This window comes from Pseudomonas sp. SDT291_1_S447, assembly GCF_054070155.1.
In genome coordinates, this window is the sequence record NZ_JBSVXS010000071.1 from 1 (window position 1) to 19637 (window position 19637).

General features: G+C 61.1%; 20 protein-coding genes. 11 read left to right on the forward strand and 9 right to left on the reverse strand.

Annotation, left to right across the window (positions count from 1 at the left end):
• Positions 1-61: 61 nt before the first annotated feature.
• The 3 genes from ACW9IR_RS19950 to ACW9IR_RS19960 all read right to left on the reverse strand — a co-directional run bounded on the left by ACW9IR_RS19950 (position 62) and on the right by ACW9IR_RS19960 (position 3695).
• The gene (locus tag ACW9IR_RS19950; RefSeq protein ID WP_457464803.1) at positions 62-649 is read right to left on the reverse strand and encodes a LysE family translocator; all 588 of its coding nucleotides are present in this window, start codon (positions 647-649) and stop codon (positions 62-64) included.
• A gap of 197 nt (positions 650-846) precedes the next feature.
• Complete coding sequence (locus ACW9IR_RS19955) at positions 847-3084, reverse strand: ATP-binding protein (RefSeq protein ID WP_102899206.1); 2238 nt, start codon at positions 3082-3084, stop codon at positions 847-849.
• On the reverse strand, positions 3081-3695 hold the full coding sequence (locus ACW9IR_RS19960; RefSeq protein WP_457464805.1) for a biliverdin-producing heme oxygenase: 615 nt from the start codon (positions 3693-3695) through the stop codon (positions 3081-3083). The genes ACW9IR_RS19955 and ACW9IR_RS19960 overlap by 4 nt, the downstream gene beginning before the upstream one ends.
• A 275-nt stretch (positions 3696-3970) precedes the next feature.
• Here ACW9IR_RS19960 and ACW9IR_RS19965 point away from each other — a divergent pair, with 275 nt between their 5' ends.
• Positions 3971-4591 carry a LysE family translocator gene (locus tag ACW9IR_RS19965; RefSeq protein ID WP_457464807.1) on the forward strand — a complete coding sequence of 207 codons (621 nt, stop codon included), beginning with the start codon at positions 3971-3973 and terminating at the stop codon, positions 4589-4591.
• On the opposite strand, the gene ACW9IR_RS19970 is transcribed toward ACW9IR_RS19965, so the two are convergent.
• Positions 4588-5001 (reverse strand): VOC family protein, encoded by a 414-nt coding sequence (locus ACW9IR_RS19970; RefSeq protein ID WP_102899208.1) that lies wholly within the window; start codon positions 4999-5001, stop codon positions 4588-4590. The genes ACW9IR_RS19965 and ACW9IR_RS19970 overlap by 4 nt on opposite strands.
• Before the next feature lie 207 nt (positions 5002-5208).
• On the opposite strand from ACW9IR_RS19970, the gene ACW9IR_RS19975 reads away from it, so the two are divergent.
• The 4 genes from ACW9IR_RS19975 (at position 5209) to ACW9IR_RS19990 (ending at position 8874) form a co-directional block, all read left to right on the forward strand.
• On the forward strand, positions 5209-6291 hold the full coding sequence (locus ACW9IR_RS19975) for a bifunctional transcriptional activator/DNA repair enzyme AdaA (RefSeq protein WP_457464810.1): 1083 nt from the start codon (positions 5209-5211) through the stop codon (positions 6289-6291).
• Between the two features lie 32 nt (positions 6292-6323).
• Complete coding sequence (locus ACW9IR_RS19980; RefSeq protein WP_102899210.1) at positions 6324-7121, forward strand: isocitrate lyase/PEP mutase family protein; 798 nt, start codon at positions 6324-6326, stop codon at positions 7119-7121.
• 1 nt (position 7122) lies between these two features.
• On the forward strand, positions 7123-7752 hold the full coding sequence (locus ACW9IR_RS19985) for a DNA-3-methyladenine glycosylase family protein (RefSeq protein WP_457464812.1): 630 nt from the start codon (positions 7123-7125) through the stop codon (positions 7750-7752).
• 606 nt (positions 7753-8358) lie between these two features.
• A complete protein-coding gene (locus tag ACW9IR_RS19990) occupies positions 8359-8874 on the forward strand; it encodes an HvfX family Cu-binding RiPP maturation protein (RefSeq protein ID WP_457464814.1) in 516 nt (171 codons plus the stop codon).
• A gap of 3 nt (positions 8875-8877) precedes the next feature.
• Here the strand turns inward: ACW9IR_RS19990 and ACW9IR_RS19995 are convergent, their stop codons facing one another.
• Positions 8878-10494 carry a L,D-transpeptidase family protein gene (locus ACW9IR_RS19995; RefSeq protein WP_102899213.1) on the reverse strand — a complete coding sequence of 539 codons (1617 nt, stop codon included), beginning with the start codon at positions 10492-10494 and terminating at the stop codon, positions 8878-8880.
• A 151-nt stretch (positions 10495-10645) separates the two neighbouring features.
• Here ACW9IR_RS19995 and ACW9IR_RS20000 point away from each other — a divergent pair, with 151 nt between their 5' ends.
• From ACW9IR_RS20000 to ACW9IR_RS20015, 4 genes are all read left to right on the forward strand, one after another.
• On the forward strand, positions 10646-11356 hold the full coding sequence (locus ACW9IR_RS20000; protein ID WP_095118392.1) for a murein L,D-transpeptidase catalytic domain family protein: 711 nt from the start codon (positions 10646-10648) through the stop codon (positions 11354-11356).
• Positions 11357-11617: 261 nt separating this feature from the next.
• Entirely contained in the window at positions 11618-11875 is a 258-nt protein-coding gene (locus tag ACW9IR_RS20005) for a DUF2790 domain-containing protein (protein WP_102899214.1), read from the forward strand.
• A gap of 9 nt (positions 11876-11884) precedes the next feature.
• Positions 11885-12556: a heavy metal response regulator transcription factor gene (locus ACW9IR_RS20010; RefSeq protein WP_016985270.1), complete on the forward strand. Its 672-nt coding sequence runs from the start codon at positions 11885-11887 to the stop codon at positions 12554-12556.
• Entirely contained in the window at positions 12553-14001 is a 1449-nt protein-coding gene (locus ACW9IR_RS20015; RefSeq protein WP_457464818.1) for a heavy metal sensor histidine kinase, read from the forward strand. The genes ACW9IR_RS20010 and ACW9IR_RS20015 overlap by 4 nt, the downstream gene beginning before the upstream one ends.
• A 102-nt stretch (positions 14002-14103) precedes the next feature.
• Here the strand turns inward: ACW9IR_RS20015 and ACW9IR_RS20020 are convergent, their stop codons facing one another.
• The gene (locus ACW9IR_RS20020; RefSeq protein WP_457464820.1) at positions 14104-15501 is read right to left on the reverse strand and encodes an MFS transporter; all 1398 of its coding nucleotides are present in this window, start codon (positions 15499-15501) and stop codon (positions 14104-14106) included.
• A 103-nt stretch (positions 15502-15604) separates the two neighbouring features.
• On the opposite strand from ACW9IR_RS20020, the gene ACW9IR_RS20025 reads away from it, so the two are divergent.
• Positions 15605-16492, forward strand: a complete 888-nt coding sequence (locus tag ACW9IR_RS20025; RefSeq protein ID WP_457464822.1) for a LysR family transcriptional regulator — start codon at positions 15605-15607, stop codon at positions 16490-16492.
• Here the strand turns inward: ACW9IR_RS20025 and ACW9IR_RS20030 are convergent.
• Positions 16489-17109 (reverse strand): cell wall hydrolase, encoded by a 621-nt coding sequence (locus tag ACW9IR_RS20030; RefSeq protein WP_457464824.1) that lies wholly within the window; start codon positions 17107-17109, stop codon positions 16489-16491. The genes ACW9IR_RS20025 and ACW9IR_RS20030 overlap by 4 nt on opposite strands.
• Before the next feature lie 199 nt (positions 17110-17308).
• On the opposite strand from ACW9IR_RS20030, the gene ACW9IR_RS20035 reads away from it, so the two are divergent.
• On the forward strand, positions 17309-18160 hold the full coding sequence (locus tag ACW9IR_RS20035) for a CAP domain-containing protein (RefSeq protein ID WP_457464826.1): 852 nt from the start codon (positions 17309-17311) through the stop codon (positions 18158-18160).
• A gap of 318 nt (positions 18161-18478) precedes the next feature.
• On the opposite strand, the gene ACW9IR_RS20040 is transcribed toward ACW9IR_RS20035, so the two are convergent.
• Complete coding sequence (locus ACW9IR_RS20040) at positions 18479-18634, reverse strand: DUF2474 domain-containing protein (RefSeq protein WP_081265204.1); 156 nt, start codon at positions 18632-18634, stop codon at positions 18479-18481.
• Positions 18621-19637, reverse strand: coding sequence for a cytochrome d ubiquinol oxidase subunit II (gene cydB / locus ACW9IR_RS20045; protein WP_457464828.1), 1017 nt, complete (start codon positions 19635-19637; stop codon positions 18621-18623). Before cydB ends, ACW9IR_RS20040 begins: the two co-directional genes overlap by 14 nt.

Here is a 19637-nt window from a genome sequence, read left to right on the forward strand (position 1 = left end):
TCAGTCGACATCTATATTGACTGATACACCGCTATCGCGAGCAGGCTCACTCCTACAGGGTTTACGGTAGCAGCAGGTATATCGCGCTGACGGCCAACAATGCTGCCATCAGCCGATTGAACCAGCGCATCACCGCCGCGTTGCTCAGATACCCACGCAAAAACGTCCCGGCATACACCCAGCAGCCGACAGACAGATAACAGATCACCAGATACACCGCCGCAAACTGCCACACCAGCCGCGCCTCGCCATCGGCGACAAACGCGCCCATGCCAGCGACACACGCCAGCCAGGCTTTCGGGTTGAGCCATTGCATCACCGCGCCATACAGCATCGATGGGGCCCGCCCGGAATCCCCGGCATTCAGCTGCCCGTCATCCATGGCCAGTTTCCACGCCATGAACAGCAGAAACGCCACGCCGGCCAGTTGCACCACGCGGGTCATGAATGGCCAGAGTTTCAGCACCTCGTGCAAACCCAAGCCCATCAACACCAGCAACAGCACAAAGCCCAGCGTCGCCCCGGCAACATGCCGCTGACTGGCGCGAAAACCGAACTGCGCCCCGGAGCTCAACGCGACAATGTTCACCGGCCCCGGCGTGATGGACGCCGCCAGCGCAAACGCCGCCATCGAAACAATCAGACTCATCACACACCTGCTTCAAATCGAGGAACAAGGTGCACACGGTATCGAGCGCCCGGTCCTCGGTATTGAAGAAAATGCCCCTGACTACACAAATCCCCTGTGGGAGCGAGCCTGCTCGCGAAAGCGGTGGATCATTCAATGCTGCATTGACAGAACAACCCCATTCGCGAGCAGGCTCGCTCCCACATAAAAATCGACGCTCAGTCCAGGCGCGGCACGGTGAAGCGGAACTCGCTGCCCTGCCCCGGCTCGCTCTCGGCGAAGATCCGCCCGCCGTGGGCTTCGACGATGCCTTGGGTGATGTACAAACCAAGGCCGGTGCCGGTCGGGTTGCCCTCTTTCACCGTCCAGTAACGATCGAACACGTGCGGCAGGTGTTCCTTGGGGATGCCTTCGCCACTGTCACGCACGGTGAAGACAATGTCATCGCCGACCGACGTCGCATGCACACCCACCCTGCCCAGACGCGGGGTGAACTTGATCGCATTGCCGACCAGATTCGACAGCACCTGAAACAGCCGCTCCGGGTCGGCATGAATGCGCAGATCAGGATCGGCGTCGAAGGAAATACTGATGTCCTTGTCCAGCGCCAGCGGTGCGAGCAGCGCCTGCGCTTCTTCGAACATCTGCCCGACGTCGAGTTTTTGCGGGGTGATGGAGTAGCGTCCGGCATCGATTTTCGAGGTGTCGAGCAAGTCCTCCAGCAGCGTATTCATGCGGCCGGCAGCCTGTTGCATGGTGTCGATGGCCGTGGAGATCCGCCGCGAAGTGTGCGGGCCGTCCGAGCTGAAGGCCTTCTGCATCATGCCGCAGAGCATCGAAATCACGGTCATCGGGTTGCGTAGATCGTGGGACACCACGGCCACCAGCTCATCGCGGGCGCGCACCGCTTCCTGCTCGCGGCGAACCTGCCGGGCCAGATCGTTTTCCAGCGCCGAACGGCGCAGGTCGTTGGCAGCGAACAGGTCGCCGTGGCTCCACTTGGTGGAGATCCCGGCCATCTCGACTTTCCAGATTTCAAACGAGGTGCGCGGGCGCAAACGCAGGCCGGCGTCGGAGTTTTCCAGGTCCAGCGGCTTGCGTGGATCGCCGCTCCAATTGATGTTTTCCTTGACCTCCGGCCGGAACCAGAACACGCCGTTGTCGACCGGTTTTGGCAGGCTCATGGCGAGCACGCCGCTGGCCACCTGCTGGAACTGCGCCGCTGGAGGGTAAACGCTGGCCAGGTGATGACTGGCAAACACCGCCTCGCCGCTGTCCTGCAACCACTTGTGCAAGGCGCGGATTTCTTCCGGCTCCGGGCAGTTGCCGTAACGGTGCAGTTGTTTGTCTTCGATGATTGCAATGCCACCGGCATTGGTCAGCGCCATCAAAGTTTGCGGTTGGTTGGCGAGGCCGTCGAAGACATTTTGCGGCGAGTCGATCATCGCTTGATTGAGCAGCGCCAACGCCTCGACTTTCTCTTCACGCTGGCGGCTGATCTCCAGCGCTTCCATGGCGCTGATCTGCAGCGACAGCACCTGGCCGATGGTCTGACACGCGGCGCGCAATTCGTGCGGCACATGCAGTGGCTGACGATTGCCGCAGCTGATCAGGCCCCAGAGCTTGTCACCCTTGAGCAGGGAAATGCTCATCGACGACAGCACGCCCATGTTCTTCATGTACTGGCAGTGGATCGGCGATACGCTGCGCAGGGTGGCGAAACTCAGGTCCAGCGGCGTGTTCGTGTCCGGGCGCAGTTTTGGCAGCAGCGGCACCGGTTGGTAGTCGGCATTGGGGATGATCCGCAGCCAATTGGTCCGATACAGCTCGCGCGCCTGCTCGGGAATGTCCGACGCCGGGAAGAACAGGCCATTGAACACTTCCATCGACGGGTCGGAGGCTTCGGCGATGACCTGACCGTGGCCCTCCTCTTCGAAACGATAGATCAACACCCGGTCGTAACCGGTCATGGCCTGGATTTCCTTGACGCTGATGTCGTACAGCGCCTGCAACGTGGTGGCCGCTTGCAGACGCTGAAGCATGCGCCCCAGATGCGTCTGGTTGCCGGCGACGTTGCGTGGCTGGAAGTTCTCGACGTGGATTTCCAGCTCCAGAATCAGCACGCCCTGATGCCGATGCAGCAGGCCCTCGAACGCGGTGCCGTTGAGCTTGAAGCGCAGCGGCTGCAAGTCTGACAGCGACGGTTGCAGCAAGGCTTCGCGCACTTGTGCCGCTTCGGCGTCGCCGATCAGGCTTTCCAGCGGCTCGCCGATCAGGCTCTGCGGCTCCCGGGCCAGCAGGGTTTCAACGTTGGCGCTGACCTGAATGATCGTCAGCTCAGGTTCGCTCAGTGTCAGCAGCAAGCCGTGGGGCTGGATCGCCCCGGGGAAACGAATCGGCTCGTCGGCACAGTTGGCCAGCAGTTCTTCAAAGGCTTCTTTGTCTTGCGGGTTCATGCCAGTACCTCCCGGCTTTCGAGCCAGTGCTCGAAACAGCTGAATGTGGTTTGTGCTGCCGTGACGACAGCGGCGCGCTCGGCGGCGCTCATTGGCCGACTGCCGAGGTATTCGATGAAGTCACGCCAGCGCCGCCCCGTCGCGGCGCCGTAGATATCGAGAAAGGCCGCGCCGTTATTGGCCTCCAGGCCTAATCGTGAAGAGATTTCGCGGCGCAGGATTTGCCCGCCGAGCGTCGCGCCCTCGAGCACGTAGAGCACGCCAAGGCAGGCAGCGCTTGAGTCGATGAGCGGCAACTGCTCGCACTGCGGCAGGCTTTGCAGCGCTGCGGCAGATACGCCCAGGGCTAGCAGGTCGGCGAGCAGGATTGGCGTTTTGAGGCGGGGCGCCAGATCAAAATCGGTGGGGATTGCATCGCTTTGCTGCAGTGCGCTTTCCAGCGGTAAATAGAAGCCGTAATAGGCCTTCATCAGCCGCACAAAAGCCTGCGTATCGAGAAGATCGGAGAAAAAAGGAAGGCGTTTTTCCAGTGCGATGTGCAGTTCGGCAGTGCCGGCTCGCAGATCTTGCAGCACCGGTGGCACATAAACTTCACGGGCCTTTGCTTGCATGTAGATCGCTCTTGGTGGGGCCGCCTGGGGCCAAACGGGGTGAGTACTGCGTCGGCGAAATCTTACACGGCAATCGCCGTTTCTGACCGGATGGATAGTTTTTTCTGACGAAACCATCACCCTATGACTGATACAGAGTGAAGGCATCTGCAAAAAGTTCGACCGCGTTGCCCAACGGCGCCGGGCGCTGTACCGCGACAGCGCTGCGTGACTGTATGGGTCTGAGCGCGTGGGGGCTGTGATAAAAACATCGTTCTCGTTACTGGAGTGCCGTCATGGATCTCGCCACCCTCACCCTGTTTCTTCCGGCCTGTTTCGCCCTGAACATGGCCCCCGGGCCGAACAATCTGCTGTCGGTCAGCAACGCCACGCGTTATGGCTTTCGCCGCGCCTGCACGGCGGGCATCGGGCGGATTCTGGCATTCGCCGGGATGATTGCGCTGGCCGGTGCGGGCCTGTCGGTAGTGCTGCAGACCTCGGAATGGCTGTTCCATGCGATCAAGATCATTGGCGCGGGGTATCTGTTGTATCTGGCCTGGCAGTTGTGGCGGGCCAATCCCGAGGCCGAGCAGCAGGTAACGGGCGCGACCGTTGGTTTCTTTGCGTTGGCGCGGCAGGAGTTTCTGGTGGCGGCGGGCAATCCGAAGGCGATCCTGTTGTTCACCGCGTTTCTGCCGCAGTTCGTCGACCCGGCGCACCCGGTGCCGGCGCAATTCGCGGTACTCGGCGTGCTGTTCCTTTTACTGGAGTGGATCGCCATCAGCGCCTACGCGTGGATGGGTCTGCACATGCGCCGCTGGTTCGCCGAGCCGCGCGGCAAACGGATCTTCAATCGTTGCTGCGCAGGCCTGCTCTCGGCGGCGGCTTCGGTGCTGTTGATGGCGAAACGCGCTTAAGCCTCGGACGGTCCTTTGAGTTCGACCTGATTGCCGTCCGGGTCGAAGCAATACAGTGACAAGCCGTAGCCCTCGGCACCGAAGCGGCGGGCGGCTTTTTCGACGCTCAGTCCGTGTGATTGCAAGTGTGTAATGAGCGCCGCTTCATCAAACGGTTCGATGCGCAGGCAGAAGTGATCGACGTTACGCCGCTCGACCCCGGCCGCCCCGCCGCCCTTGCGGCCGAGTTCGCCTTGCAGGTCGACGAGGTCGATCATCGAAGTGCCGGCGCGCAGGTGTATCAGGCCCAACGGTTCGTTGCGTTTGACCACTTCGGCGCCGAACACCTGGCTGTAGAAGTCGATGCTACGTTGCAGATCGGCGACGCGCAGGACGATGTGATCGATATGTTGGATGGAAAATGGATGCATAAACCCGGCACCTCGAAAACTTGTTAGCTACCCGTGGGCGGCGATCTTTTTGGGACGCGGAGCGTCCCGGGCTGCATTCCCACGCAGAGCGTGGGAACGATCAAGATCGCAGCCTGCGGCAGCTCCTACACGGTAGTTCAGGGGATTTGAAAATTCACTGTCGATTTTTCGGTGGAGCCATCGAGAATCTGGTTTTACTCTCGAACCATGAACATACAAACCGCTGTCCTGCCGCCCCACGCCGAAATGGTTCGCGCCATGCTCGAACGCGACACTGCCTATGAAGGCGTGTTCTTCACGGCCGTGAAAACCACCGGGATCTTCTGCCGCCCCAGTTGCACGGCGCGCAAGCCGAAACCGGAGAACGTCGAGTTCTTCGCCCATGCCGACGAATGCATGTCGGCGGGCTATCGCGCCTGCCTGCGCTGCAAACCGTTGGACGCTGCCGCCATCGCCCCGAACTGGGTGCAGCGCCTGCTCAAAGCTGTGGAGGCCGATCCGGAGGTGCGCTGGAGCGATGCGCAGTTGCTCGCCGAAGGCATCGAGCCGCTGAAGCTGCGGCGCTGGTTCAAGCAGCATTTCGGCATGACCTTCCATGCGTGGCTGCGTACGCGCCGCTTGGGCATGGCGCTGGGCGGGATCAAGCAAGGTGCGTCGATTGATCATGCCGCGTTTGATTCGGGCTATGAGTCACTGAGTGGTTTTCGCGATGCCTTTCAGAAGTCATTCCACATCACCCCGGGCCGCGTCGCCCAGAGTGAGCCGCTGCTGTTCACCCGGCTGACCACGCCGCTGGGGCCGATGATCGCCATGGCGGAACGCCGTGGGCTGGTGTTGCTGGAGTTCCTGGATCGGCCGGCGCTGACCCGCGAAGTCGAAGAGTTACAGAATCGCTACGGCTACGCAGTCGCGCCGGGGCACAACGCGCATTTGCAGCAGATCGAGCAGCAACTGGTGCAGTATTTCGCCGGCAAGCTGAACACCTTTACTGTGCCGCTGCACTTGCCCGGCAGCGAGTTTGCCCGGCAAGTCTGGTCAGCTTTGCTGCAAATCCCCTACGGCCACACTAGTACATACGGCGCCATCGCTGCCAGTTTGGGCAAACCCGGCGCCAGTCGTGCGGTCGGTCTGGCCAACGGGCACAATCGGCTGTCGATTGTGGTGCCCTGCCATCGGGTGATCGGCGCGGATGGCTCGCTGACCGGCTATGGTGGTGGGCAGCCGCGCAAAGCGTTTCTGCTGCGGCTGGAAAACGCCGCCGTGCAGCTCACCCAACAACTGGCATTCTGACCAACCTCATCAACTGACAAGAAGGATTTTTGATGAACGTGCTCGCTACGCAGTTTCACCAGTTGCACCAGCAAGGCCTGTTGATTCTGACCAATGTCGCCGATGCCACCGGTGCGCGACTGGTCGAGCACTTGGGCGGTAAAGCCGTGGCCACCAGCAGCGCGGCGGTGGCTTGGGCCCACGGGTATCCGGACGGCAACGCCCTGCCCCTTGAACGGCTGGTGGCGACGGTGGAATCCATCGCCCGGGTGATCAGCATTCCGTTGACCGTGGATGTCGAGGCCGGCTATTCCGATGACCTCGGGCGCGTGGCCGAAGTGCTCGATGCGGTGATCGCGGCGGGTGCCGTCGGCATCAATATCGAGGATGGTTCGGCGGATCCTGAATTGCTCGCGCGCAAGATCGAAGTGGCGCGACAGGTTGCCGGCAAACGCGATGTGCAACTGTTCATCAATGCGCGCACCGATGTCTATCTGAAAAGCCTCGTCCCGGCCGAAGATCGCGTCGCCGAAACCCTGCATCGGGCGGCGCTGTATCAAGCGACGGGCGCCGATGGCTTGTTCGCGGCGGGTGTCACGTCGGCCTATGAAATCGAGGCCATCTGCAAGGGCACTGCGCTGCCGGTCAATGTGCTGGGTTTCGCTTGCCTGCCTTCGCCTGAAGAACTGCAAGCGCTGGGCGTGCGCCGCTTGAGCGCGGGTTCCGGCATTGCCGAATTCCTCTATGGCGCGATGGGTGGGTTGGTGAAAAGCTTTCTGGCCAGCGGCAAACTCGATAGTCATGACCTCAAGGCGTTCACTTATGGCGAAGTCAACGGCTTGCTGAAATAGCATGGCCGATGTCTATCAAGCGGCCAGCGAGTTTCTGGCTGCGCTCGACCCGGACTGGCAGCGTCACATTGCCGCTGTCGGCCCATGCCTGCATCAACCGCATCCGGCGCGCGATCCGTACGAGTCGCTGGTGCGGGCGATTGCTTATCAGCAACTGCATGCCAAGGCCGGCGATGCGATTGTCGGGCGGTTGGTGGGGTTGTTTCCCGGGCAGTCGTTTCCGCGGCCGGAGCAGATTCTTGCGACGGATTTTGATGGTCTGCGCAGTTGTGGGTTTTCCGCTGGCAAGATTGCGACGATTCAAGGGATTGCCCAAGCGACGCTGGACGGCGTGGTGCCGGATTACGCCACGGCGCTGGCGATGGACGATGAGGCGTTGATTGAACGCTTGGTCAGTTTGCGCGGGGTCGGTCGCTGGACGGTGGAGATGTTGTTGATCTACAGCCTGGAGCGCATGGATATTCTGCCGGCCGATGACTTTGGTGTGCGTGAGGGTTATCGGCGGTTGAAGGGGCTGGAGGTACAGCCTACGCGCAGGCAGATGGTTGAGATTGGATTGGCGTGGCGGCCGTATCGGACGGTGGCGGCTTGGTATTTGTGGCGGGTGCCGAAACCGCTGCCCTCACCCTAGCCCTCTCCCAGTGGGAGAGGGAACTGATTGGGGGATATTGGAGATTTACGCCGACTTGAAATAGCGCCTGTGAATCCATGATCGCCAAGACTTCTCAACCCCATAATAGACTGCCCTCACCCTAGCCCTCTCCCGGAGGTAGAGGGGACCGATTGGGGGAGATTGGAGATTTACGCCGACTTGAAATAGCGCCTGTGAATCCATGATCGTCAAGACTTCTCAACCCCATAATAGACTGCCCTCACCCTAACCCTCTCCCCGAGGGAGAGGGGACTGATTGGGGGAGATTGGAGATTTACGTCGACTTGAAATAGCGCCTGTGCATCCATGATCGAAATAGCGCCTGTGCATCCATGATCGCCAAAACCTGGATCCATAATCGACTGGATTTTTCAGGTCGATGGATGGCACAAGACACCTCGGTCAGTCCCCTCTCCCTCCGGGAGAGGGCTAGGGTGAGGGGCTTTTGACTGTATCGCACTGTATACCCCGAAGCCTCAGACACACCCAACGCACAATCCCCCACCCCGCCGACACATCCCCGATACACCCCGACGCTGAAATACCCCGGTCGATTCAACTTGTTCAATCCACCGGAGACGCATCATGACCGCCACCCTTTCAACCGCCGTCAAAGGCCTGCACCTGAACCTCGATCGCGCCGGCACCTGGCTCGCGCCTCTGACCCTGCGCCTATTCATCGCCTGGGAATTCTTCGAGTCCGGGCTGGAGAAATTCAACGGGCAGAATTGGTTCGAAGATATTCAGGAGCGCTTCCCGTTTCCCTTCGACCATCTACCGGCAACGCTGAACTGGGAACTGTCGATGTGGGCCGAGCTGATCTGTGCGCTAGCGATCCTGGTCGGTGTCGGCACACGAATCTCGGCGATCTCGCTGATCGTGGTCACTGTCGTCGCCACCGCCGCGGTGCACTGGCCCGCCGACTGGTCGTCGCTGAGCGAGCTGGCGCAGGGTTATGCGATCACCAATAAAGGCTTTGGCAACTTCAAGTTGCCGGCGATTTACCTTGCGGCGCTGATACCACTGGTGTTCGCCGGCGCTGGCAAGTTCAGCATCGATGCGTGGCTGGCGCAGATGTTCTGGCACCGCCACACTCGCTGAGGCTCAATGCGCGCGATCAAGCCCGACGAGCAAGGCGCTGTCGCGACTGTAGATGTCCGGCGAATAGCGCACATGGCCAGCGCTGTCGACCTGCGCGGTCCAGTAGGTCATCAGGATCGGCACCGGCGCCGACAAGCGAAATTCGTGGGTGGTGCCGGTGGCCAGCAGGGTTTCGGTGCGGGCCTTTTCCGCCGGGGTCAGCAGCAGATCGCGCAGCTGCATCGGGTGCTCGACGCGCACGCAACCGGAGCTGAAGGCCCGCGGGCCTTTTTCGAACAGCGCTTTGCTCGGCGTGTCGTGCAAGTACACGGAGAACGGGTTGGGAAAGCGGATGACCATTTGCCCCAACGGATTACGCGGTCCGGCGTCCTGACGCAGCAGTATGTTGCCGGGGTTGTCCCAATCGATGTCCGCCGCCGCCAGCGGCTGTCCGTTGGCGTCAAGCACTTGCAGGTTCTGGCGGCTGAGGAAGGTCTGGTCCTTGCGGATCTCCGGCAGTTTGTCCTCCTTCCAGATGGTCGGCGGCACGGTCCAGGTCGGATTCAGGGTCAGGCGCGTGACACGGGACTTCAGCAACGGGGTCTGGCGCTCGGCACGGCCGACCTGGGTACGGGTCTGCCATACGGGCACGCCGCCCTGATACAACGTCAGTTCAGCAGCGGCGACGTTGACCAGCAGGCCATTGGGTTCCATGTCCTGGGCCATCCAGCGGAAACGTTCGAGGTTGACCCGCAGTTGTTCACGGCGGGTCAGCGGAGTGATGTTGAGTTCGGCAATTGTCCCCGGCCCGACCACGCCATCAGCCTGGAGCGAATGGTTGGCCTGAAAACTCTTCACCGCGTCGACCAGAACGCCGTCATACGCATTGCCGGGTGTACCAATGATCTGAGTCAGATAGCCTTCGCTGTACAGACGCTGAGCCAGTTCCGGCACGCGTTGGTCTTCCATGTCCGGGCGCAGCAGCGGCCCGCTGCCCACCGATTGCCATTGCGGCAAGGCTTTGAGCCGTTGCGCCGCGTAGAGCTGACGCAGATCCTGATATTGCGCCAGACGCGGCCGCGCGAGGTCGAACGCAGCGGGAATGTCATGCATGCCCGGTACGGCGATGGCCAACAATTCCGCCTGACGGTCGCGCGGGGTGGCGTCGGCATGCCACAGCGGTTCGAAGTGCGATTGCAGCAGGAGACCGTAGTGCAAATCCTGCAGGGCCTGGAGATAGTTGCGACTGATGTCGATGTCGGCACACAACTCGCCATCCTGCGGCGCCGTGGTCGCGACCGGATAGCGTTTTGGATTGAGACCATCATCGGCCAACAACTGTAATTGTGCCTGCAACATCGGCAATCGCGCAGATTCACTCGCCCACACCGGCATCCAGTCCTGCTGCTGGTAGAACGCCTGCAGTTGCGTCAGCGCCGGGCCGTTGAGATGCGCGGCAATCGCCGGGCACGACTGCGGCAGGCTGATCAAGACAGCCTGCAACGGACTTTGCGGCTCGACCGGCATCTCGGCCGGTGGCGTTGGCAGTGTCTCCAGCGGCGGCAACGGTTCATCGGCACAAGCGACAAACGGCGCAGCGAGCAAACAAATGCTCAAGTAGCATGCGTACTTTTTGAACAACTGCTTTACTCCAATCCATGGCCGTCCAGATGATGGCCAACCTTACATCAGGTGCGCTTGAGAGTCAGGCTCGATCGACGGGCTTGCGGGTATTGACTGGGAGTCAGGAGCCAAAGTGCCAAATAAGTAGCAAGTGAGGACACTTTATAAAATGTTGACGTTTTTGCGCCGACTTCTGTTGACTGCCACCGCTCTCGTCGTGACCAGTCCCGTTTTTGCCGCCGGCAAACCATCGCCGGTTCTCTTCACCAGCCTCGCGCACGCCGCGCCAGAACTCAATCCCCAGGCGCTGAAAGGTGCATTGAGCGCCATGCAATGCGCGGTCAACAACGGTGCGAAGCCGTCCCGCCACCTGGCGATCATCGACTATTCGCAACCGTCCACCGAACGCCGCTTGTGGATCTTCGACCTCAGTAAAAAGAAGTTGGTGCTGCGCGATCTGGTCGCTCATGGGTCCAACTCCGGGGAAAACTTCGCCACGCAGTTTTCCAATGTCGAAGGCAGTTATCAATCCAGCCTCGGCCTGTTCCGCACGCAGGAAAGCTACAGCGGCACCCATGGTTATTCGCTGCGCATGGACGGTCTGGAGCCAGGCTTCAATGACATGGCCCGCGATCGCGCGATCGTCATTCACGCGGCCAGTTATGTGAATCCGCTGTGGAGCAAGAAACAGGGGCGCATCGGCCGCAGTCAAGGCTGCCCGGCGGTGCGGCCGCAGATTGCCAAGCAGGTGATTGATCGGTTGAAGAATGGCCAGTTCATGTTCTCGTGGTATCCGGATCAGCGCTGGCTGAAGTCCTCGCCGTATCTGAACTGCCAGCCGCAGCAAGTGGCGAGCATCCTCAATACCCACGCGAGCTAAAGATTTCACCTGCACCGCAACTCCCTGTGGGAGCGAGCTTGCTCGCGAAGGGGCCGGCACATTCAATATGTATGTCGCCTGACCTGACGCCTTCGCGAGCAAGCTCGCTCCCACAGGGTTAGCGTTTAGCCTGGAAAATCTTCACACACCGTTTCATTACAACTTTGTCATTCAGCTGTCGGTTTGCCGTGCGGATCGCTCGGTAGCCTGAAGTTGTCCCGGCGCCAATGCCGATCAACTTTGACCACTGAGTGACTGACCATGAAAAGCCTCCTGCTCGCCTTCACCGCCCTCCTCGCCACCGGCAGCGCGTTCGCCGCGAACATGCCCGACACCGCCGTGATTCATGACAAATCCGGCTTCTACGTCCATCTGGATGTCGACAAAGTCCTATCCAGCACCGATATTTCACAAGCGTGTGGCGTGGTCCCGGCGCAATTGAATTACCTCGACCATCAGGGCCGCGAACATGTGCTGGACTATCAGGTACAAGGCAGCGGCTGCATAAATGACCATTGAGACTGATCGATGAATATTCTGGTTGTCGAAGACGAACCCAAGGCGGGCAACTACCTGCTCAACGGTTTGCAGGAACTGGGTTACAGCGTCAGCCTCGCCCGCGACGGTGCCGACGGTCTGCACCTGGCGCTGGAACACAGTTTCGATGTGATCGTGCTCGATGTGATGATGCCGAAAATGGATGGCTGGGAAGTCCTGCGCCGGTTGCGCAAGGAAGCGGACACACCGGTGCTGTTCCTCACCGCCCGCGATGACATCGCCGACCGCGTCAAAGGCCTCGAACTGGGTGCCGACGATTACCTGATCAAGCCGTTTTCCTTCGCCGAACTGGTGGCGCGCCTGCGCACCCTGACCCGGCGCGGGCCGATCCATGAAGACGAACAACTGCAAGTGGCCGACCTGCAGATCGACGTGCTCAAGCGCCGCGTGACGCGCGCCGGGGTGCGCATCACCCTGACCAACAAGGAGTTCGCGCTGCTGCAATTGTTCGCCACGCATACCGGGCAGGTGTTGGCGCGCTCGCTGATCGCCTCACGGGTGTGGGACATGAATTTCGACAGCGACACCAACGTCGTCGATGTCGCCGTGCGCCGCTTGCGGGCGAAAATCGATGACCCGTTCCAGCTCAAGCTGATCCACAGCGTGCGCGGCATCGGCTATCGCTTCGATACGCAGCCATGAGTGCCCATCGCCCGCATTCGCTGACCCTGCGTCTGGCGCTGGTGTTCGCCCTGCTCGCCTTCGCCTCCCTGGCCGGGCTTGGTGCCGCGTTGTACAACGAACTGGAGCAACAGTTGATCCGCCGTGATGACACCGCGCTGGTCAGCCGCGTCGATCAGTTGCGCAGCTTCCTCAACGACAGCAACACCCTGGAGCTGATCAAGAACAAACCGGCGCTGTTCCAGAACATGCTCGGCAACCGCGAAGCTCTGCTGACCATCGGCGCGCCGGGGCAACCGCCGCTGCTGGTGGTCAACCCGGGCAACCTGAACACGCCGACGTTGCCAGCAGTACCCATTGATCATGCGATGACGCTGAACGATGTACAGCATCTGCCGAGCGTCGACGGCGTACCGTTTTCGGCGGTGGCAGCCAGTATCGATTCCGGTGAGCTGGGCAGTTTGCAAGTCACCACCGGGCGCCTGATGAGCGAGCGCACGGCGATGCTCGCCAATTACCGTTTGAGTGTTTATGGCCTGGCCTCGCTGGCGGCGCTGTTGCTGGCGGTGGTCGGTTGTTTGCTGGTGTATCGCGGATTGTTGCCGTTGCGGCGACTGGCGAAACACGCCCACGGTATCGGCGTCGGCAACCTTGGTGAACGCCTCGCCAGCAGCGGTGCGCCACGAGAATTGCAGCCGATGATCGAAGCGTTCAATGCCATGCTCGACCGCCTCGCCAAGGGCTTTGCGCAGTTGAGTCAGGTGTCCACCGACATGGCCCATGAACTGCGCACGCCGATCAACAACCTGCTCGGCGAAACGCAGGTCGCGCTGCAGCAGAACCGCAGCATCGAGGCCTATCAGCAGTTGCTCGCCTCTAACGTCGAAGAGCTTGAGCGGCTGACGCGGATGCTCGACAACATGCTGTTTCTGGCGCGCACCGACCCGGCCAGTGCCTTGAGCCAGCGCCAGGAGCTGGATGCGGCGGATGAGATGCAGCGCATTGCCGATTACTTTGAAGGATTGGCGGCTGATGTAGGGGTGAGTATCGAGGCTCGTGGCAGCGGTGTGATCTGGGCCGAGCCGATGCTATTAAGGCGCGCGCTAGCCAACCTGTGCGCGAATGCGATCAAGTACGGTGCGGCGGATTCGACGGTGCAGGTGGAAGCGATTGCCGAGACGGATGGCAGCTATCTGCGGGTACGCAACCACGGCACAACCATTGCACCGGAACATCTGGCACGACTGTTCGAACGTTTTTACCGCGTCGATGAGTCACGCGAGCGCTCGGCGCAATCCAATGGCTTGGGCCTATCGATTGTCGCGACCATCATGCAGTTGCATCAGGGCCGGTATAGCGTCAGCAGTGTCGATGGCATCACCTGTTTTGAACTGTTCTTCCCGGCCCGGCAATCACCTTCATCGACTTTTCCGCCGTCATCGCTGGCAAGCCAGCTCCCACAATGATTGGCGCTGAATCCAGATCTCCGGCCAACCCAAAACCCTGTGGGAGCTGGCTTGCCAGCGATGAGGCCAGCTTGATCAACATCAACTTTCCCTGACCCGCAGCTACCGTGAGCAGGTCGAATCGGCGCGCTGTCGCTCCCACAGCTTGATCTCGGCTCGGCTGATGATCAGGGCTGTCAGCATCAGTGCTGAGGCGACGCCGAAAGTGATATGCAATCCACTGGCAATCGCCGTTGCCGGCGCCTGCGTTGGATCCCCCGCCGCCAGCGCAAACACCGCGCCCATCACCGCTGCCCCGGTGATCAAGCCGAGGTTGCGCGCCAGCCCGAGCATCGCCGAGACCACACCGCGTTGATCCTGACGAACTCCGGCCATCAACCCGGTGTTGTTCGCCGCCTGAAACAGCGCATAGCCGACGGCGACCACTGCAATCGGCAGCAAATACGCGGGCAACCCCAGACTCATCGGCAACAGTGCCAACAAACCGCAACCGCAAGCCATTGCGAGCAACGCGCCCGGCACGATCCGTCGCGCGCCGAAGCGATCCACCAAACGTCCCGCCGGTACACCGCCAAATGCTGACAGCAACGGTCCGACCGACAACGCCAAGCCAACAACGGTACTGCTCAGACCAAGCCCGCGGCTCAGGTAAAACGGTCCCACCACCAGCGTGGTCATCATCACGGTTGTCACCAGCAGGGTCAGCGCCAGACTGCTGCTCAGTCGCCGGTCGCTGAACAGCGACAAGCGAATCAGCGGCGCCTCGGCCTTCTTCTCGACCACGACGAACAACCCGAGTCCGCACAGGCTGGCCAGCAACAACGGCAACGTGAAACCTTTGAGCGTCATTGCCAGCGCATAGGCTGCCAGCGTGAAAACCAGCACCGCGCTGCCAGAATAATCGAACGTCACTCGCGGCCCTGCTGCGCGATCCGCCGGCAGAAAGCGATACACCAGCCAGACATTGAGCAAGCCCAGCGGCACGTTGAGCAGGAAAATCGCCTGCCAGCCGACATGCGTCATCAACAACCCACCCAGCGACGGCCCAAGACTGGTTCCCGTCGCCGACATCGTCGCCAGCAAGCCCATCGCACTGCCCGCCCGCGTCTTCGGCACCGCATCGGCCACCAGCGCCACGGTCAAGGCGAACATCATCGCCGCGCCAACACCTTGCACCGCCCTTGCGCCGATCAGCCAACCCAGTCCCGGTGCCAGCGCACAGGCCAGCGAAGCGCTGGTGAAAATGCCGATCCCGATCAACAGCAATCGACGTCGACCGAAGCCATCGCCCAGCCGCCCGACACTGACAATCAAAGTGGTGATCGCCAGCAAGTAAGCGAGCACGATCCATTGCACTTGCTGAAACGTCGCATCAAACGCCGTCGCCAGAATTGGCAACCCGGCGTTGGCGATGCTGGTGTCCAGCGATGGCATAAACATCGACAGGGCCAGACTGGTCAGCGCCCAGCGGGCGGGAGTGCTCAGGGGTTCTCGGGGCATGGACGGCTCGCAACGCAAAGGTGATGCGTCATAGCCTGAGCCTCGACAACACGCGGCGCAAGACGCATGCTTTGCACTCAATACCTGCATGGAACGCCATGTCATGACTGCGCCGGACCTGAACCTGCTGATCACCCTCGACGTGTTATTGCGTGAAGGCAGCGTCGCCCGCGCCGCCAAATGCCTGCGGCTGAGCCCTTCGGCCATGAGCCGCGCCCTCGCCCGTCTGCGCGAAACCACTGGCGATCCATTGCTGGTGCGCGCGGGTCGTGGCCTGGTGCCGACGCCCCGCGCATTGGAATTACGCGAACGGGTCAGTCATCTGGTGCAAGACGCCGAGGCGGTTTTACGGCCCGCCGAAGTGCTCGACCCCGGCCGCTTGCAACGCACCTTCACCCTGCGCAACACCGACGGCTTTGTCGAAACCTTTGCCGCCGCCCTGCTCGCGCGGATCGCCGAAGAAGCACCCGGCGTGCGTCTGCGTTTTGTGCAGAAAGCCGACAAGGACAGCACGCCGCTGCGCGAAGGTCGCGTCGATCTGGAAACCGGCGTGGTCGATGACAGCACCGACCCGACGCTGCACAGCCGCATCCTGTTTCAGGATCAGTGGATCGGTGTGGTGCGTGAGGGGCATCCCTTGAGCGCGGGGAAAATAACCAGCAAACGCTTCGCTGCCGGCCAGCACATTCTCATCTCACGGCGCGGGCGCAGCAGCGGCCCGGTGGACGACGCGTTACTCGCGTTCGGACTGACACGGGACATCGTCACCTCATTCGGTGGATTCTCGGCGGCGCTGACGCTGGTGCGTGAATCAGAGCTGATCGCCACGGTCCCGCAGCGTCACACCAGCAAACTGCGCACCGGTCTGCACAGTTTCGCCCTGCCCTTCGCGATGCCAGACATCAGTGTGTCGATGCTCTGGCACCCGCGCATGGACGCCGACCCGGCGCATCGCTGGTTGCGCGAATGTGTGCGGCAAGTCTGCGCTTAACGCGCGTCGCCACCGGCAGGTTTGTAGAAGAGGAATTTTTTCGTTTCAGCGGTTCTGCGGTATTCCTTGGCCCAGCTCGGATGCACATTGCGGTCATGGAAATACAGCGCGCCGTTGGTGCGATCCTTGAGCTGGCGGTTCAGCGCTTTGCGGGCGATATCCTTGGCCAGCGAGTATTCGGCATCTTCCTTGACCTGATCCGTACGCCCGTCGCACCACCAGGAAAACTGGCAGCTCTTGGTTTCCGAACCTTGTTTGACGACGGCGCAAATGTTGTCGGGAAAGCCCTCGTGGCCGAGGCGATTCATCACCACGCTGGCCACGGCTTCCATTTCCGGGGTGTCCCGGCCTTTGGCTTCCCAATAGATACTGCGCGCCAGGCAAGTGATCGGATCATCCAGCGGCGCCGCGCCGGCCGGGTCGACCGCCTGCACTTCGGTCGGGGTGATGGCTTCGGCTTTCGGTGCCGGTGCGGCGCTAACCTTGTCCGCCGCTTTCTCTTCCAGCACTTGGGCTTTTTCTTCAGCCTTCGCTTTGATCGGGGCCTGATCGGTGGCCCATGCAGAGCCTGCCAACAGGGTGAATACGAGACAACCCGCCCAGCCTTTCAATCCCATGTCTGTTCTTCCGGCAGCGCCCGATGCGGGCAAGGTGTTACGTCGGGGAGACACCCGTATCCCGGGGTCTTCGGTGAGTGTAGACGGTAAACCCAGAGACAAAGTTGCGCAGAAAAACCGCTGAATGAAGAAAAAAGACATTGCACTCACCGGGGGCGTTTCGCGCATCATGGGCGCATTCAGCTCAAGGGAGATTTCCATGCGCTTCATGCCATCCGTTTTGCGTCTTGCCGCGTTGTCCGTGGGCGTAGTGTTTGCCATCCCGGCGCTGGCCAGCGATGAGTCGCAATTGATCGAGTCGATCAACAGCTACCGCAGCCAGCCGCAGCGTTGCGGCAGTCAGGCGTCGAATGAACTGCCACCGTTGTCGGCGGATCCACGGCTGAGATTACGCGCCACCGGTGCCGTCGATCTGCAGCAAGCCATGGCCAGCGCCAGTTATCCGATGGTCAACGTGCAAGCGATCACCCTTAACGGCCCGCGTGATGCGGCGTCGGCGATGAAAGCGATTCAGGAAAGTTTCTGTCAGGTGGTGCTGGATCCGCAGTTCGTCGATGTCGGTGTCAGCCGCGACGATCGCGACTGGCGCATTGTGCTGGCGCGGCCGTTACTGTCGGCCAAGCTCGGTGATGCACAAAGTGAAGGCCAGAAATTGCTCAGTGAACTCAACGTCGCCCGCAGTCAGGCCCGTCAGTGTGGCGGTCAGGCGTTCGCCGCTGCCGCACCGCTGGCCTGGAACGCGACGCTGGGCACGATCGCCCAGGATCACAGCCGCGACATGGCCAACAACAATTACTTCGACCACAAGGACCGCGACGGCCGCACCCCGGGCGATCGCGCAGAACTCGCCGGTTACAGCGGCCAACTGGTCGGCGAAAACATCGCCGCCGGCCAGGACACCGTGCACAAAGTCGTCGAAGGCTGGCTCGCCAGCCCCGGCCACTGCGCCAACCTGATGAACCCGCAATACCAGGAACTCGGCGCGGCTTACGCGACCGATCCGAAAAGCAGTGCCGGGATCTACTGGACCGCGATGTTCGGCGCGCAGTAAGCCGCTCCCAAGTTGATCACCCTCCCCTGTGGGAGCGAGCTTGCTCGCGAAGAGGCCAGTACATTCAACATCAATGTTGTCTGACCTGACGCCTTCGCGAGCAGGCTCGCTCCCACAGTGTTCGGCGGTGTTTAGATATTCTCCAACCACCACAAATCCCTGTAGGCCTTCGCCTGCTCGCGATGAGGCCATTACATTCAACATCAATGTTGTCTGACCCGACGCCATCGCGAGCAGGCTCACTCCTACAGGGGGTAGTCAGTGACCTCAAGATCGGCGGCAATAAAAAACCGGAGCCAGGCTCCGGTTTTTTTGGGGTCAATGGGTCCGCATGCCCGCGGCATACATCGCCAGTTTCAGCAGGCTCGCCACCACCGCCAGCGACACCACGCTGCCCAGCCAGATCAGCAACAACCAGCCCAGACGCTTGTACCAGCGGCTGGATTTCACTTCGCGCGAATCAATGGTAGCCATCGCCAATCCTCACTTTGCCGCGGAATACGTAGTAGCTCCAGAAGGTGTACATCAGGATCACTGGCAGGATGAACAGTGCGCCAATCAGCGCAAACAACTGGCTCGACGGCGGTGACGCGGCGGCCCAGATGCTCACCGACGGCGGGATGATATTCGGCCAGATGCTCAGTGCCAAGCCGATGTAACCGAGCAACATCAACACCAGGGTGAACACGAACGGCCAGTGCGTATGACGTTGACGCAACGTGCGCAGCAGCCCGAACACCGCCAGCAACGCCAACACCACCAACCCGGCAAACACCTGCAGATGCCCGTGCGTCGACCAACGTGTCGCCAGCTCCGGATGCAGTTGCAGGGTCCACACGCCAATCACCAGCACCATCGCCATTAACAGCAAGGCCAGCGGCCGGGTGAACAGGCGCATCCGCGACTCCAGCATGCCTTCGGTCTTGACCAGCAACCAGGTGCTGCCAAGCAACGCGTAAGCAATCACCAGCCCGACGCCGCACACCAGCGGAAACGGCGCCAACCAGTCCAGACCACCACCGGCAAACTGCCGATCAACTACCGGAATCCCGGACACGTACGCGCCGATCACCACGCCCTGGGAAAACGTCGCCAGCAGCGAACCACCGATAAACGCCTTGTCCCACCAATGACGCTTTTGCGGCGACGACTTGAAGCGAAACTCAAACGCCACACCGCGAAAAATCAACCCGCACAGCATCAGGATCAACGGCAGATACAGCGCCTCGAGAATCACCCCGTACGCCAGCGGAAACGCGCCATACAACGCCGCGCCACCGAGCACCAGCCAGGTCTCGTTACCGTCCCACACCGGCGCGACGGTGTTCATCATCACATCGCGTTCCTGCTCGTCCGGGATCAGCGGAAACAGGATCCCCAGGCCCAGATCGAAGCCGTCCATGATCACGTACATCATCACCCCGAAGGCGATGATCACTCCCCAGATCAACGAGAGATCGATACCTTGAATACCCAT

Bases quoted from the DNA above. Each gene is read 5' to 3' on its own strand.
- ACW9IR_RS19990 (WP_457464814.1), top strand. From the start codon at position 8,359: ATGACCGCCACCCTTTCAACCGCCGTCAAAGGCCTGCACCTGAACCTC.
- ACW9IR_RS20030 (WP_457464824.1), bottom strand. From the start codon at position 17,109: ATGGGATTGAAAGGCTGGGCGGGTTGTCTCGTATTCACCCTGTTGGCA.
- ACW9IR_RS20020 (WP_457464820.1), bottom strand. From the start codon at position 15,501: ATGCCCCGAGAACCCCTGAGCACTCCCGCCCGCTGGGCGCTGACCAGT.
- ACW9IR_RS20010 (WP_016985270.1), top strand. From the start codon at position 11,885: ATGAATATTCTGGTTGTCGAAGACGAACCCAAGGCGGGCAACTACCTG.
- ACW9IR_RS19980 (WP_102899210.1), top strand. From the start codon at position 6,324: ATGAACGTGCTCGCTACGCAGTTTCACCAGTTGCACCAGCAAGGCCTG.
- ACW9IR_RS20035 (WP_457464826.1), top strand. From the start codon at position 17,309: ATGCGCTTCATGCCATCCGTTTTGCGTCTTGCCGCGTTGTCCGTGGGC.
- ACW9IR_RS19950 (WP_457464803.1), bottom strand. From the start codon at position 649: ATGAGTCTGATTGTTTCGATGGCGGCGTTTGCGCTGGCGGCGTCCATC.
- ACW9IR_RS20005 (WP_102899214.1), top strand. From the start codon at position 11,618: ATGAAAAGCCTCCTGCTCGCCTTCACCGCCCTCCTCGCCACCGGCAGC.
- ACW9IR_RS20040 (WP_081265204.1), bottom strand. From the start codon at position 18,634: ATGGCTACCATTGATTCGCGCGAAGTGAAATCCAGCCGCTGGTACAAG.
- cydB (WP_457464828.1), bottom strand. From the start codon at position 19,637: ATGGGTATTCAAGGTATCGATCTCTCGTTGATCTGGGGAGTGATCATC.
- ACW9IR_RS19985 (WP_457464812.1), top strand. From the start codon at position 7,123: ATGGCCGATGTCTATCAAGCGGCCAGCGAGTTTCTGGCTGCGCTCGAC.
- ACW9IR_RS19965 (WP_457464807.1), top strand. From the start codon at position 3,971: ATGGATCTCGCCACCCTCACCCTGTTTCTTCCGGCCTGTTTCGCCCTG.
- ACW9IR_RS20025 (WP_457464822.1), top strand. From the start codon at position 15,605: ATGACTGCGCCGGACCTGAACCTGCTGATCACCCTCGACGTGTTATTG.
- ACW9IR_RS19975 (WP_457464810.1), top strand. From the start codon at position 5,209: ATGAACATACAAACCGCTGTCCTGCCGCCCCACGCCGAAATGGTTCGC.
- ACW9IR_RS20000 (WP_095118392.1), top strand. From the start codon at position 10,646: ATGTTGACGTTTTTGCGCCGACTTCTGTTGACTGCCACCGCTCTCGTC.
- ACW9IR_RS20015 (WP_457464818.1), top strand. From the start codon at position 12,553: ATGAGTGCCCATCGCCCGCATTCGCTGACCCTGCGTCTGGCGCTGGTG.
- ACW9IR_RS19960 (WP_457464805.1), bottom strand. From the start codon at position 3,695: ATGCAAGCAAAGGCCCGTGAAGTTTATGTGCCACCGGTGCTGCAAGAT.
- ACW9IR_RS19955 (WP_102899206.1), bottom strand. From the start codon at position 3,084: ATGAACCCGCAAGACAAAGAAGCCTTTGAAGAACTGCTGGCCAACTGT.
- ACW9IR_RS19970 (WP_102899208.1), bottom strand. From the start codon at position 5,001: ATGCATCCATTTTCCATCCAACATATCGATCACATCGTCCTGCGCGTC.